Here is a 12,578-nt window from a genome sequence, read left to right as displayed (position 1 = left end):
CGCTGGCCAGCGCGGTGCTTCCGCTCAGGCTCGTGGCCAGGCCGCTGCCAAAAGACGTGGTGTAGCTGCCTGCCGCCAGCGCCGTGATGTTTCCTGCGCCGTCATTCACCGCCCAGTCATCGAGCTTGTAGGTGGCATAACCGCCCAGGATGCCACTGGCAGTGTTTGCCGTGGTCGTCGTGATGCTGGCCACTCCCGTGCCGTTGTTGACGGTGGAAAAATCCACCGTGGCTCCCGTGTTGCGCGTGATCGCACCTAGATTGAGCGTGGCGTTTTGATCCGTGCCACTGGTCACCTTGATCTGCCCGCTGCCGCCCAGCGGTGCGGCGTTGTTGCCCAGTGTGAGACCATTCACCGTCTGCGTGGAGGCCGCCGTGCTGCTGCCACTGAGGCTGAGCGAGCCGCCGGTCAGAGTCAGTGCCGCCGTGCTGCTGAGCTTGGCGTTGTTGGACACGGAGTGGTCCAGCAGCAGCGTGCCGCCGCTGACCGTCGTGCCGCCTGTGAAGGTGTTGCCGCTGCCCTGCAAAACCACCGTGCCACCCCCGGTGACCGTGAGTGTGTCCGTGGTGCCCGTGGCCGAGACCGCGCGCAGCAGGTTGCCGGAGATCTGCACCGTGCCGCCGCTGGCCGAGTAAAGAGTGAGCCCCTTGGCTGCAGCACTGCCGCTGCCCAGCGTGATGCTGCCGCTGTAGGTCACCGTGCCAGAAGTGTTGAGCCCGCCCACCGTGGCGGTGCCGGTGTTGCCAGATTGCAGGATGATGTTGCGGCCGATCGTCACTCCCTCGGTGTCCATCAGCAGCCTGGCTGAAACAGCGCCGCTCGTGTTGCCCACCAGCACACCGGTGATGGCATTGCCCAATGCACCGGCGCTGCCGCTGGGGGCATTGGCCGAGACGATCAGGGTGCCGCCCAGCACGGAAGTCGTGCCGGTGTAGTTGCTCGTGGAGCCCGAGAGCACCAGTGTTTCCGTGCCTGTAGAAGACACCGCCAGAGCACCCGATCCCGTCAGTTTTCCGGAGAAGACATAGTAACCCGCCAGCGAGGTGGTGATGCTGGCGGCTGAAGTCATGGCGATGGTCCCTGCACCGGCGATGGCACCCATGCCTTCGCCGTTGCCATTGAAGTCAAACGTCGCGCCGCTCTGCACAGTCAGTATCGCAGCACCACCAAAAAGGTCCCCGCCTGTGTTGCCGGAAAAGCGCACGGTGCCGGTGCCGCCGATGTTAAGGTAGAATGGATTGGTTGCGGTCCCCATGGTGTTGGCAAAGTTGCCCACGTTGAAACTGCCCGTCGCGCTGTTGTTGTTGATCAGGTTCAGCACGCTGCCACCGCCATTCACGCCGCCGGTGTTGGCAAAAACGACCGCGTCCGCCAGCGTGATCGTGCCGGTGCCGCTGTTGATGAAGGTCTGCTTGGTGCCGTTGTTGTAGGTCTGGTTGCCATTGAAAAGCAGTGTGCCGGAGCCGGAGTTCGTCACCGTCGTCTCGCCGCTCCAGGTCATCGGTGCAGAGATCGTGGCGTTCCCCGCGCCCGTGAGCGCCAGCGTGGGCAGCACCGTGTTGCCATTGAGCGGATTGACCACGTTGAGCGCATTACCTGCGAGTGTGACCGTGCCTGCGCTGTTGTTGAACAGCAGGCGGTTAAACTGAAACGTCCCACTGAGGTCATTCGTCGCGGTGTAACTGGAACTCCCGCCAAAAGTCACCACCGTCGAGGTGCCGCTCACAGGCGCCATGGCCGGCAGCCAGCTGGCCGCGTTGCTCCAGTTGTCAGAGCCAGTGTTCCAGACGGATGACTGCGCCCTGATCTCAGCGGTGCATAAAACCAGTGCCAGACCTGTGCCCCAGGAGAGCCAGGTTTGAAGTTGGCGGCGGTTCGCGGGCGTGGACTTCCAAGCCCGGGTGAGGGGGGATTTTTTCATGAGGGATGACGCCGCGTGCGGTTCCGGTCTTGGGGGCAAGACTCGAAGCCAGCATTGAGGGGGGGATTTGCGGCACGCCTACATCGCGATTCCAAGAATTTACTCAAACAACAAGATCGTCACACGGGACCGCCGCATAAGCGTTTGCGCTTCAACAGGTTCGGCATTCTGCGAAACTCATTTCCGACAATGTCGCATGGAGTGCCAGAGAGCTGTCTCTCCGCGAAACCGTCCACTCTCCACACTGTGCCAAGCCCGGAGGGCTGGAACAACCACGGGACTATATTTCCGCCGTTGATGTCACAGGGTCAGGGTCACGAGGGCCAAATTGGGGTCATTTGGCCCTCATGGCCCTTCGCGGGTTCAGGGTCACAGGTTCACTACCTATATATAGGTAGTGAACCTGTGACCCTGAACCCTACTACTCCGATGGGAATTGATACTCACCGCCGGTGCCCCGCTGCCATCACTGATTTCACTTCCCGCTGGGCGCTGCGCACGCGTGAGGGATCGGGACGATCCCTCTCCTCCAGAGCCTGCCGACGCAGGGGGATCATCTTGATCCCTCGATTTGGGGTGCAGGTAATGCGCGGGGGCGCATGCAAAAAACAGTGGCATCAAATCCGCACGGCCATCTCAAAAAACATCGCCCACCTCACTTGCCCAAACTCTTCCACACCGCAGGCAGTCTCTCCTTCACCAGCTTCGCGCTGTTCACCGGAATCAGCTCCGTCGTCAGCGGCACGTTTTTCGTATCCTCAAAGTCCAGGTGGCCGGGGCTGCGCGAGTACTTGTAGTCCTTGTCCAGGCTGCCATCACCGGAGAGCTGGATGCCCACTTCTTCAACACGCGGCACGGAGAGGTAAAACTGTCCTTGTTCCAAGACGCATTTCTCACCGGACTTCAGTCGCAGCTTCGCCTGCGCCAGTTCACGAAACAGCTCGCGTGCCGTCGCTTCAGCAGGATTCACAAACTTGCGTTGTTCGGAAATAAGATCACGAAACGCATCCTCCTGGCGCAGCGCCGTGAATGCTGTGTCGATCTCCTCCTGGGCCAGCGGGTAGTGCGTGCAGCCGAGCACAATCGTTTGCAGCGGTGCCGTGGGTTTCTCCGCGCGATAAGCCTCCGCCAAAGCGCGTGCCTCTTTCATAGAATACGCCGATACCGAATCAGGAAACGCGGCATCTCCTTCAATGGCCCCCGCCAGCGTGGCGCTGCCCTGCTGCGCGATGACCGGCACGCTCTGCCCTGCGCGTCCCAGCGTGCTGGCGATGGTTCGCGGATACACCTTGCTCGCGCACGTGCCGAGGGTGGCCAGTACACCGATGCCACCCGTCCCCTTGGATTCCAAAACACCCCGAGCACCAGCCTCCACCACGCCCACCACGATCACCGGCACCTTCCATGCCGCCATGGCCTTGCGGATCTCTTCAAGTCCATAAGCCGTCGCCGTGTTGCAGGCGATGACGATGGCCTTCACCGGCGGCTTGTCATACTTCGGTTCGCCGCCCTTCGCAGGCCACGCGCGGCGGCCCAGCAGAAAGACCGCATCCTTCACGATCAGCTCACGCAGGTAGTCCGTGCGGTTCACCGCAGAGTAGTTCCCATAGGGCATGTTCGCCTGGTCGCCAAAGTAGATGAAGCGCTCCTGCGCGAAGTCCGGCACCCCATCCGCACCGGGCTGCAGCGTGTCATTATGAAAAGCATCCAGCTTCAGCAGGGCCTCCAGCACCGTGAGTCCGCCGATGCCAGAATCAAACACGCCAATCGGCAGGTGGCGCGTGGCCTCGGCCTCGCTCCAGGCGCTGGCATCGAAACTGAAGGCAGCTTTGCCATCGGCATGGGCCCGCGCGTGTTCGACAAGATCTGCGGCGTGAACTGCGACGGCGAGCAGGAGCAGCGCGGTGAGGGTTTTCATGGGAAAGCTGGCGACGAAGGGGTGGAGCTATACGCAGCAAGCATGCCAATTCATTGCACGTGTGAGCCTCACGTAAACGCAAACAGCAGCCGCCCAAAGAACACGGCGGCCACCATGCCGATGAAGTCGGCGGTAAGACCGGCCACGAGAGCATGGCGGAAGCGGCGGATGCCGACGCTGCCGAAATACACGGTCAGCACGTAAAAAGTCGTCTCGGTGGAGCCATACAGGATGCCTGCGGTAAACTTCACCATCTCGCTCAAATCAGGCCGCGTGAGGATCTCATTGAGAATGCCCTGCGCGCCGGAGCCGCTGAGGGGGCGCATCAGCGCAAGCGAGAGCAATTCGACCGGGAAGCCGAGCATGTTCAGCAGTGGCGCGAGCAGGTATTCCAGCAATTGAAACGCCCCGGACTCTCGCAATATCGCCAGCACAGCCAGCATGGCCACGAGGTAGGGCATGATGCGCACCGCTACCTGAAAGCCCTCCTTCGCACCATCCACAAATTCTTCATACACCTTGACCCCGCGTGCCCAGGCCACGCTCACGGCGAGGATCAGGATGGCTGGAATGGCGAGGCCGGATGCCCCATCCATGACACGACGCCACACGGGCGGCTCCACTTTCGTCTGCGTGGCAGCGGCGGCGATGGCGGCGGCTTTCGCTTCCTCCTTCTTCAAGGCCAGCGTCTTCTCCGCCTCGGCTTTGCGCTGGGCAGATTTCGCCAGCACGGTGGAAAGTCCCGTTTGATCCAGCACCGTCTGCCGCCAGGAGGGCGGGCCGAGTTCCAAGGCTGAGACGCCGATGAACAGCGTGCCCAGCAGCGTGAGCCAGAACTTCGCCTTGGGGGAGATACCCGCAGGTTTGACGGCCGTGCTCTGCGTTTCAGAGATGAATTCATCCGGCTGCGCCACAAACCCCGGCAGGCGCTGGAAACTCTTCGCCGCGATCACCGCCGCAACCGACGCGCAGGCAGTCGCAAGAATGGTGGGAACGATGACGCGGAAACTGTGGCTGACCCCTGCGGCGTTGAGGAAATTCATCGCCGTCATCGGGATCAGCGTGAAGGCCCCGGTGTTCAGGGCCAGGAAGGTGATCATCGCATTGCTGGCGCTCTGCTTGTGCGGGTTCAGTTCCTGCAGGTGGCCCATGGCCTTCAGCCCCAGCGGCGTCGCGTTGTTGGAGAGGCCCAGCATGTTGGCGGAAAGGTTCATCACCATGGCGCTCATGGCCGGGTGTCCCGTGGGCACATCGGGGAAAAGGCGGCGGAGCAGGGGAGAGAGCAGGCGCACCACGGCCTCCAGCACGCCCGCCTTTTCCAGCAGGCGCAGCACCCCCAGCCAGAACATCATCATGCCCGCCAGCGGCAGGGCGATGCCCATGACGGCCTTTTCAGCGCCTTTCATCGCGGCGTCGATGACACTGGCGTCTCCAGAAACGCGGCCGACCAGGCCGGCGACGAGAAGTCCGATGAAAAGAAGGGTGGCCCAGATGTAGTTCAGCATGTCGTAGTGGAAAATGTGACAACGTAGTAGCCAGAAGCGGCGGTAATGCGTAAACGTTTCTGCGCCAGCCTCAAGTGGCAACTCCCATACATTTGTTCATGCCTTGTCCTATCCAGCTCGCCAGCAAGCTCAGCGGCCTCAGCCAGCATGTGATCCGCATCTGGGAGCGTCGCTACAGTGCCCTGAGCCCCAGCCGCACCGGCACGAACCGTCGCATGTATTGTGAGGAAGCCGTGAAGAGGCTGAAGCTGCTGAAGACTCTCACGGAGAATGGTCACCGCATTGGCGGTGTGGCCCGGCTCTCCACGGCAGAGCTTGAGGACCTGGCCCAGGGCACCGTACCCGTCGCACGGCCGGTACCCACCCTCCCCGCAGATCCCACCGCGCCCGTTCCCGCATATAGTATCTCACCGCAGAGCCCGCCGATGGAGCCGGCGCAGTATGTCGACAACGCCATCTCCGCCTCGAAGCGCTACGATTGCGAAGGGGTGCGCCAGGTGCTTTTGCAGGCGCGCATGCAGCTCGGCCAGCGCGGCATGCTGCATCAGGTCATCTGCCCGCTGATCATCGAGATGGGCAACAGCTGGCAACAGGGGGCGCTGCGTCCGAGCCATGAACACATTGCCACGGCGATTATTCGCGAGATGCTTCTCACCCCGGTGCCCGGCAGTCAGACGCCTCTGAATGCGCCGGAGCTCGTGGTTGCCACCCCTGCGGGGGAAGTGCACGAGTTAGGTGCTTTGCTCGTGGCCGCCTCTGCACGGGATCTGGGCTGGTACGTGACCTACCTTGGCCCCAACTTGCCTGTGGAAGAGATCGCCGCATGCGCCATCGCCCGGCATGCCACGGCGGTGGCGCTGAGCCTGGTGTATCCTGAGGGCTGCTCCATCATCGTGGAAAAGCTGCGCCGCATGCGCGAACTGCTGCCTACTGCCATGCGCCTCATCGTAGGCGGTCGCGCGGCGGCAAGCTACCGTGCCGAGCTGCCTGACATCGCTGTTCAATGGGTCAGTTGCCTCCACGGCTTGGACGAAGCTTTATGCAAGAATCAGGCGTGAGCCAAGTTGCATGAGGGCTGACTTTCTCTAGTGTCCTTTTCTCATGCTTTTATACCGTACCTCCACCGGCAACTTCATTCAGACCCCAACTGCATGGCACGCCGTGCCTGAAAAGAACTGGGATGCACTTCTGGAAGTCGTGGGCCTCTCCGCCTATCTCTCCCAGATTGCCTCGACGACACCGGTGGTGGAAGCCCCCGCGCCGGAGACCATTCTCGCTCCCATCGTTTCCCAGGAAGTGTGGGCCGCAGGCGTCACCTACTTCCGCAGCCGCACCGCACGGATGGAGGAAAGCAAAGACGCCGGTGGCGGCAGCTTTTATGACCGTGTGTATGCGGCGGAGCGCCCCGAGATCTTCTTCAAGGCCACCCCCCAGCGCGTCGCGCACCCAGGTCAGGCCATGCACCTGCGCAGCGACTCCAAATGGATGGTGCCCGAGCCCGAGCTGACGCTGTGCATCAACAGCCGTGGCGACATCATCGGCTACACCGTTGGCAATGACCTTTCCTGCCGCGACATCGAAGGCGAAAACCCCCTCTATCTCCCGCAGGCCAAGTGCTTCAAGCTCTGCGCCGCACTCGGCCCGGCCATCCTGATTCAAAACGAACCGCCCGCGCCTACGACCCGCATTCATTTGCAGATCGATCGCGCCGGAGTCGCCGCCTTCGAAGGTGAAACCACCGTGTCCCAGCTCAAGCGCACCCCCGCCGAGCTCGCAGGTTTCCTCTTCCGCGACAACACCTTTCCCGCCGGCACCTTCCTCATGACCGGCACCGGCATCGTCCCCGGAGATGAATTCACCCTGCAAAGCGGCGACATCATCAGCATCACCATCGACGGCATCGGCACGCTGGTGAATCCGATGGCGTAGGGGCACACTCGTGGAATGGCGGCAGTGCGTCGCCATTCCCTTCATGGGGTTCGAATTTGAATATTTGATTTAAGGACGCGTCTGAGGTCATGCGCTGCCATGACACCTCACAAGACGGTCTGGCAGGCCGAATCCCTGCAGTCCGATTCGAATGTGCACACCGCCTCATCCAAGTCCGGCTTTCCCATGCCACCGAGTGTGCCGCTGCCGCCCACGGAATCTCAGATCATGAAACGGATGACCACCTTTGCCATTGCCCGGCTGCCGAAGTGATGGTGGAGCAAAACCTGAGGTGTGAATTTGTATTGCCGTGCTACTTAAATCAGGCACGTTGGAGCTATGAGCAATCGCCAGATCGCCATCGACCTCCTAGAGAAACTTCCAGAAGACATGTCGCTTACGGACATGGCCCGTGAGATTGAGTTCGTGGCCGGGATTCGTGAGGGATTTGACCAGTTGGAACGAGGTGAAGGCATTCCCATTGAGAACGTGCGTGAACTGATGTCGTCATGGATTGTCGGGTGATTATCTCGCCACGCGCGCTGCTCGATTTGAAGGAGATCGTTCGCTACATTCCCATGCAGAATCCACCGGCCGCCCGTCGTTTTGGCGAAAAACTGGTCTGTGCCGCCGAGTCCCTCGCGCATATGCCTGAGCGGGGGCGCATCGTTCCAGAGCTGGATGACGGCATCACAAGGGAGATCGTCGTTTATCCCTATCGAATTGTTTATCGTTGCGACAAAGACGAAAACACCGTCGGCATCGCACGCTTTTACCATGGCGCACGAATGCTGGACGAAACCGCATTTCTCTTTTAGAGACTCCCCAACCATGACACTCACCGGACATCACTACATCGCGGGCCGCGAGGCGGCTCCCCACGGCCACCTTTTTCACGCCTTCAATCCCACCACCAGTGCCCAGCTTGAGCCTGCGTTTGGCGATGCCACGCACCGCGAGGCCGATGAGGCCATGCAGGCGGCGGATGCTGCCTTTGACGCTCTTCGTTTCGCCACACCGGAAACTCGTGCGACCTTGCTCGACACGATCGCCGAAGAAATCACCGCCTTGGGCGATGCGCTGATCGAGCGCGCCCATGCCGAGTGCGCGCTGCCCCTGGCCCGTCTCACCGGCGAGCGCGGCCGTGCGATTGGCCAGCTCAAGCTCTTCGCGGCCCTGATTCGTGAAGGCTCCTGGGCCAATCCCTGCGTGGATCATGCCATCCCTGACCGCCAGCCGCTGCCGAAGCCGGATGTGCGTCGCGTGATGATGCCCATCGGTCCCGTCGTGGTGTTTGGTGCGAGCAATTTCCCTTTCGCCATCGGCGTCATCGGCACGGATTCCGTCTGCGCCCTGGCATCTGGCTGCCCAGTCGTTGTTAAAGGCCACCCCGCACATCCCGGCACCTGCGAGATGCTCGCGCGTGCGGTGCTGAGCGCCCTGCACAAAGTGGGCCTGCCAGCGGGCTGTTTCTCGCTGCTTCATGGCAAGGGCAATGACATCGGCACCACGCTGACCAAGCACCCTCTCACCGAGGCCGTCGCCTTCACCGGCTCCCTGCGCGGTGGTCGTGCGCTGATGGACGTGGCCGCCGCCCGTCCGCACCCGATTCCAGTGTATGCCGAAATGGGTTCGGTGAATCCGGTCTTCGTACTGCCCGGGGCGCTCAAGGAGCGTGCCTCGAAAATCGCTGAAGGCTATGTGGGTTCGGTGACGATGGGTGTGGGTCAGTTCTGCACCAATCCTGCCGTCGTTCTCGGCCTGAAGGGCGATGATTTGAACCAGTTCATCAGCAACGCCGCCGCCCTCGCAGGCAAGGTGGCCCCGCAGACGATGCTGCATCGCGGCATCTGCGAAGCCTATGACGCCGGTACTGCCGTGTGGCAGACCGTGAAGGGACTGCAGCTTGTCGGTGAATCCGAAACTCCTTCCAGCGAAACAGCCTCCCAGGCCGCGTGCCGCATCTTCACCACGACGATCGATGTGCTGGAAGCCAACGAAGAGCTGCGCCGCGAGGTGTTTGGCCCGTGCTCCATCATCGCTCAATGCGCCACGCTCGAAGACATGCTGCGCTATGCAAACAGCCTCGAAGGCCAGCTCACCGCCACCCTTCAGGGCACCGAACAGGATCTGCGTGATTTCGCCCCGCTCATCCGTGTGCTGGAGCGCAAAGTGGGTCGCATCATCTTCAACGGATTCCCCACCGGCATCGAAGTCTGCCCCTCCATGCACCACGGCGGCCCGTATCCCGCCGCCAGCCACAGCTTCTTCACCAGCATCGGCACCGGCAGCATCTACCGTTTCGTGCGTCCCGTTTCCTACCAGGGCTTCCCAGAAGAAGCGCTTCCCGAACTGCTCAAAGACGCCAATCCACGCGGCGCCATGCGCATCGTTGATGGCGTGCTGACGCGCTAGGGGCTGCGCCCGGAGTAGCGCCAGCGTTTTTGGAGTGCGGTCGCGAAGATGCAAGGCGCAAGCCTGCATCGGAGCCACCGCTTTCGCGGGGTGAAAAACGTGCTTCGTCCACAGTCCTCGGTCCGGCCCGCGAAAACGGTGGATACGTTCGTTCCTCCTCGGCCCGCTTTCCCTGCTCAACGCTCCTTCTTCGTATTCGAAGGCGCGTTCAGGAACTTGCGCATGTCGTTGAAGATGCTGTTCGGACCCTCCTGCGACTGCGCATGAGTGCGCATGCCTTCAAACCATTCTGCGGTGCTTGGCGAGTGAGCTTTAGCCACTGCAAGCAGCAGCTCAAGCGTGATCGGCACAGGCTGGCCGGTGTGAATGGCGGCGGAAAGGGCGAGTTCGGCGGCGCGGTCAAAGACCCATTTCAAATCGGCTCCGGAGAAACCGTTGGTGGCTTCGATCAGTTCCGTGTTGTCGAATTCGGCAATGGGTTTGTCCTTGGCCAGCAGCTCGATGATCTGCGCACGCGCCGGTGCATCCGGCGGGGCGACGAAGATGGCCTGGTCAAAACGACCCGGGCGGCGGAAAGCCGGGTCAATGGCCCATGGCTGGTTCGTGGCACCGATGACGAGGATGCGCTGGTTCTCACTGCGGATGCCGTCCATCTCGTGCAGGAACTGGTTCACCAGATTGCGCATCTGGCTTTCACGGATCTGGCGGCGGTCCTGGGCCAGGGAATCGATGTCATCAAAGACGAGCACGCAGGGCGCGTTGGCGCGGGCGGTCTCGAAGATCTGATGCAGGTTGCGCTCCGTGCTGCCGAAGTAGGGATCAAAGATCTCGTGCAGACCGACGGACAGGTAGTTGCAGGGCACTTCACCCGCGACGGCGCGGAGAATGAGAGTCTTGCCACAGCCGGGCGGTCCGTAAATGAGTATGCCGCCGCCGGTTTTGCGGCCGTAAGCTTTGTAGAGATCTGGGAACTGCAGCGGGTAGGTGATCTTGAGGCGGATCTCCTCCTTCAGTTCTTCCATGCCGCCCACATCGGCAAACGTGACGTTGCCACGCTCGGGGTCACCGGGGGCATAGAAGGTCTCGGGGCGCCAGTCGTAGGGCGGGTCATCGAAGGGATCTTCGAATAGATCATCCTGATCGGGGCCACCCGCGATCTGCGGTTCCTGGCTGGGAGGTTCCGGCGCCGGGGTAGGGGCAGTTTTGCGGGCATCACGCGCGGTGCGGCCAAGCTCACGCTCAAGGGCGGGATCACTCATGGTGCCGTCGATCTGCGCGGCACGGTCAAAATGCTCGATGGCTTTGGGGCGGTCACCCTCGCTCAGATACACACGGCTCAGCAGCAGGTGGGCTTGGGCGTTGGTGGGCTCCAGAAAGATGACGCGCTCGGCACGCACCGCAGCACCGGAGGTGTCTCCCTCCATGAACAAAACTTTGGCGATGCCCAGCATGGCGTCGGTCTGGTCCGGGTCCTGTTCCAGGGCACGGGTGAAGACCTCACGCGCCTCGTCCAGATGCAGTTCCTCAAGGCACGCGCGACCGTAGAGCAGCAACAACGACAAGTTGTTCGGTGACTGGGTCAGGGCGTCGCGGAGTGCGGTGGAGTTTGGCATGGGTTTAATGATAGACCACCGCCGGGGTGATCCTGCTGAGATTTAAGAGCGCACGAAGCATGCCGCCAATGATTTCTTGGTACAACTCAAGACCTGCAGGCCGGCTGCCACCCGTGGTGTGAAGCCGGTCGAACGATCTGGAAGTTTGTCTGTGACGATCCAATTCCTTTGGGGTTACTGCCTTTGATGAAAATGAGTTTCTTGTTTTTACTGGCGCTGGGGATGGCCATTCCGGGTGCGGCGGAAGATCGTACGGGTGACCCTCTGCATTCGCCGACCCTGGTACTCTGCCTTAGACCATTACGACTGGCGGAGCAGCCGGGACTCTCGGAAGCGGTGGAAAGCGTGAAACGGCTCAACTCGTTTTCTCAGACGCAGGAAGGCATGTCCAGGCGTGCCATTGATGCGCTGGTGTTCATTTTCAAAGACCTCTTCCTCAAGGAGCAGGAAGTCACCGCTGCAGAGAATGCTCTGGCAAAAGCCGAGCGGAAGGCCCTGGCCCAGGAGCAGCTGGCTGAACGCACTGAGACCGTTGGCAGCCCGCTCTCAGGGCCGAACCCCCAGCTGGCTGTGATCTTTCGCAAAGAGGCGGCGGACATCCGTGGCAAGGCGACCCGGCGGCATGAAGCAGCACTCAAAGCACTGAAGGAAAAAATCACCGCCTACAACGTGTCGGTGGGCTATTTCCAAAGCCAGGGATGCACCGAGGTGGTGATTGCGCTCGCGAGCTCGCTGTTCGCCGTGGTTGACCGCCACCTGCCGGACTTTAATTTCAAACCCACCGTCTCACGAGAATGGATTGAGAACCAAAAGCGGGTTGCGGCATAGCGAAAAGAGAAGGACCCAGACGCACCGCCGTTCAGACAGGTCGTATGGGTCCTCAAAAGAGCCTCAAGGGCTGTTAGCGATTACCACTTCTTCTTGAAGCCGCCGCCACCGCCGCCGTAGGGGCGCTTGGGTGGGCCGCCGAAGCCGCCACCACCACCGCCGCCTGCATCTTCACGACGTGGGCCGTCATCACCACCGCCGCCACCGTAGCCGGGGCTTGGGCCTTCGCCTTCACGCTGCTGCCAGGGTTTGCTGCCAAAGCCGGGCTTCTTGAAACCGCCGCCGCCAAAGCCGCCGCCGCCACCACCGCTGCCGAAGCCGGGCTTTTTAAAGCCACCGCCACCGCCGCCTTGGTATCCGCCGCCGCCGCCACCACCACCGTAGCCTTTGAAGCCAGTGCCTGGGCCGCCGCCTTTGTTGAAGCCGCCACCGCCACCACCACCGCCGCC

Annotated in this window: 11 protein-coding genes and 1 pseudogene; 7 read left to right on the top strand and 5 right to left on the bottom strand. The window is 61.8% G+C overall.

Annotation, left to right across the window (positions count from 1 at the left end; genetic code table 11):
* From ACIREA_RS14970 to ACIREA_RS14960, 3 genes are all read right to left on the bottom strand, one after another.
* On the bottom strand, window positions 1–1,921 hold a 1,921-nt coding region (locus ACIREA_RS14970), incomplete at its 3' end, for a beta strand repeat-containing protein (protein ID WP_397383089.1).
* 655 nt (window positions 1,922–2,576) lie between these two features.
* On the bottom strand, window positions 2,577–3,839 hold the full coding sequence (locus ACIREA_RS14965) for a glutamate racemase (protein ID WP_397383088.1): 1,263 nt from the start codon (window positions 3,837–3,839) through the stop codon (window positions 2,577–2,579).
* A 68-nt stretch (window positions 3,840–3,907) separates the two neighbouring features.
* A complete protein-coding gene (locus tag ACIREA_RS14960) occupies window positions 3,908–5,344 on the bottom strand; it encodes a nucleoside recognition domain-containing protein (protein ID WP_397383087.1) in 1,437 nt (478 codons plus the stop codon).
* Between the two features lie 98 nt (window positions 5,345–5,442).
* Here ACIREA_RS14960 and ACIREA_RS14955 point away from each other — a divergent pair, with 98 nt between their 5' ends.
* The 6 genes from ACIREA_RS14955 (at window position 5,443) to ACIREA_RS14930 (ending at window position 9,688) form a co-directional block, all read left to right on the top strand.
* Window positions 5,443–6,402 (top strand): MerR family transcriptional regulator, encoded by a 960-nt coding sequence (locus tag ACIREA_RS14955; protein ID WP_397383086.1) that lies wholly within the window; start codon window positions 5,443–5,445, stop codon window positions 6,400–6,402.
* 43 nt (window positions 6,403–6,445) lie between these two features.
* Window positions 6,446–7,273, top strand: a complete 828-nt coding sequence (locus ACIREA_RS14950; RefSeq protein ID WP_397383085.1) for a fumarylacetoacetate hydrolase family protein — start codon at window positions 6,446–6,448, stop codon at window positions 7,271–7,273.
* A 99-nt stretch (window positions 7,274–7,372) separates the two neighbouring features.
* A complete protein-coding gene (locus tag ACIREA_RS14945; RefSeq protein ID WP_397383084.1) occupies window positions 7,373–7,546 on the top strand; it encodes a hypothetical protein in 174 nt (57 codons plus the stop codon).
* A 66-nt stretch (window positions 7,547–7,612) separates the two neighbouring features.
* Window positions 7,613–7,798, top strand: coding sequence for a hypothetical protein (locus tag ACIREA_RS14940; RefSeq protein ID WP_397383082.1), 186 nt, complete (start codon window positions 7,613–7,615; stop codon window positions 7,796–7,798).
* Complete coding sequence (locus tag ACIREA_RS14935; RefSeq protein ID WP_397383081.1) at window positions 7,795–8,091, top strand: type II toxin-antitoxin system RelE/ParE family toxin; 297 nt, start codon at window positions 7,795–7,797, stop codon at window positions 8,089–8,091. The genes ACIREA_RS14940 and ACIREA_RS14935 overlap by 4 nt, the downstream gene beginning before the upstream one ends.
* Window positions 8,092–8,104: 13 nt before the next feature.
* Window positions 8,105–9,688: an aldehyde dehydrogenase (NADP(+)) gene (locus tag ACIREA_RS14930; RefSeq protein ID WP_397383080.1), complete on the top strand. Its 1,584-nt coding sequence runs from the start codon at window positions 8,105–8,107 to the stop codon at window positions 9,686–9,688.
* A gap of 176 nt (window positions 9,689–9,864) precedes the next feature.
* On the opposite strand, the gene ACIREA_RS14925 is transcribed toward ACIREA_RS14930, so the two are convergent.
* On the bottom strand, window positions 9,865–11,301 hold the full coding sequence (locus ACIREA_RS14925) for an AAA family ATPase (protein WP_397383079.1): 1,437 nt from the start codon (window positions 11,299–11,301) through the stop codon (window positions 9,865–9,867).
* A gap of 186 nt (window positions 11,302–11,487) precedes the next feature.
* Between ACIREA_RS14925 and ACIREA_RS14920 the strand changes: the two genes are divergently transcribed.
* The gene (locus ACIREA_RS14920) at window positions 11,488–12,129 is read left to right on the top strand and encodes a hypothetical protein (protein ID WP_397383078.1); all 642 of its coding nucleotides are present in this window, start codon (window positions 11,488–11,490) and stop codon (window positions 12,127–12,129) included.
* An 80-nt stretch (window positions 12,130–12,209) separates the two neighbouring features.
* Here the strand turns inward: ACIREA_RS14920 and ACIREA_RS14915 are convergent.
* A pseudogene (locus tag ACIREA_RS14915) lies at window positions 12,210–12,578 on the bottom strand (RNA-binding protein); the annotation flags it as partial.

Origin of the sequence: Prosthecobacter sp. (genome assembly GCF_044373815.1) — a bacterium.
Taxonomy (GTDB): domain Bacteria; phylum Verrucomicrobiota; class Verrucomicrobiia; order Verrucomicrobiales; family Verrucomicrobiaceae; genus Prosthecobacter.
The sequence above is the reverse complement of the archived record's forward strand: the minus strand, read 5'-3'. Positions and strand labels throughout refer to the sequence as shown.

Bases quoted from the DNA above. Each gene is read 5' to 3' on its own strand.
- ACIREA_RS14965 (WP_397383088.1), bottom strand. From the start codon at position 3,839: ATGAAAACCCTCACCGCGCTGCTCCTGCTCGCCGTCGCAGTTCACGCC.
- ACIREA_RS14960 (WP_397383087.1), bottom strand. From the start codon at position 5,344: ATGCTGAACTACATCTGGGCCACCCTTCTTTTCATCGGACTTCTCGTC.
- ACIREA_RS14955 (WP_397383086.1), top strand. From the start codon at position 5,443: ATGCCTTGTCCTATCCAGCTCGCCAGCAAGCTCAGCGGCCTCAGCCAG.
- ACIREA_RS14950 (WP_397383085.1), top strand. From the start codon at position 6,446: ATGCTTTTATACCGTACCTCCACCGGCAACTTCATTCAGACCCCAACT.
- ACIREA_RS14945 (WP_397383084.1), top strand. From the start codon at position 7,373: ATGACACCTCACAAGACGGTCTGGCAGGCCGAATCCCTGCAGTCCGAT.
- ACIREA_RS14940 (WP_397383082.1), top strand. From the start codon at position 7,613: ATGAGCAATCGCCAGATCGCCATCGACCTCCTAGAGAAACTTCCAGAA.
- ACIREA_RS14930 (WP_397383080.1), top strand. From the start codon at position 8,105: ATGACACTCACCGGACATCACTACATCGCGGGCCGCGAGGCGGCTCCC.
- ACIREA_RS14925 (WP_397383079.1), bottom strand. From the start codon at position 11,301: ATGCCAAACTCCACCGCACTCCGCGACGCCCTGACCCAGTCACCGAAC.
- ACIREA_RS14920 (WP_397383078.1), top strand. From the start codon at position 11,488: ATGAAAATGAGTTTCTTGTTTTTACTGGCGCTGGGGATGGCCATTCCG.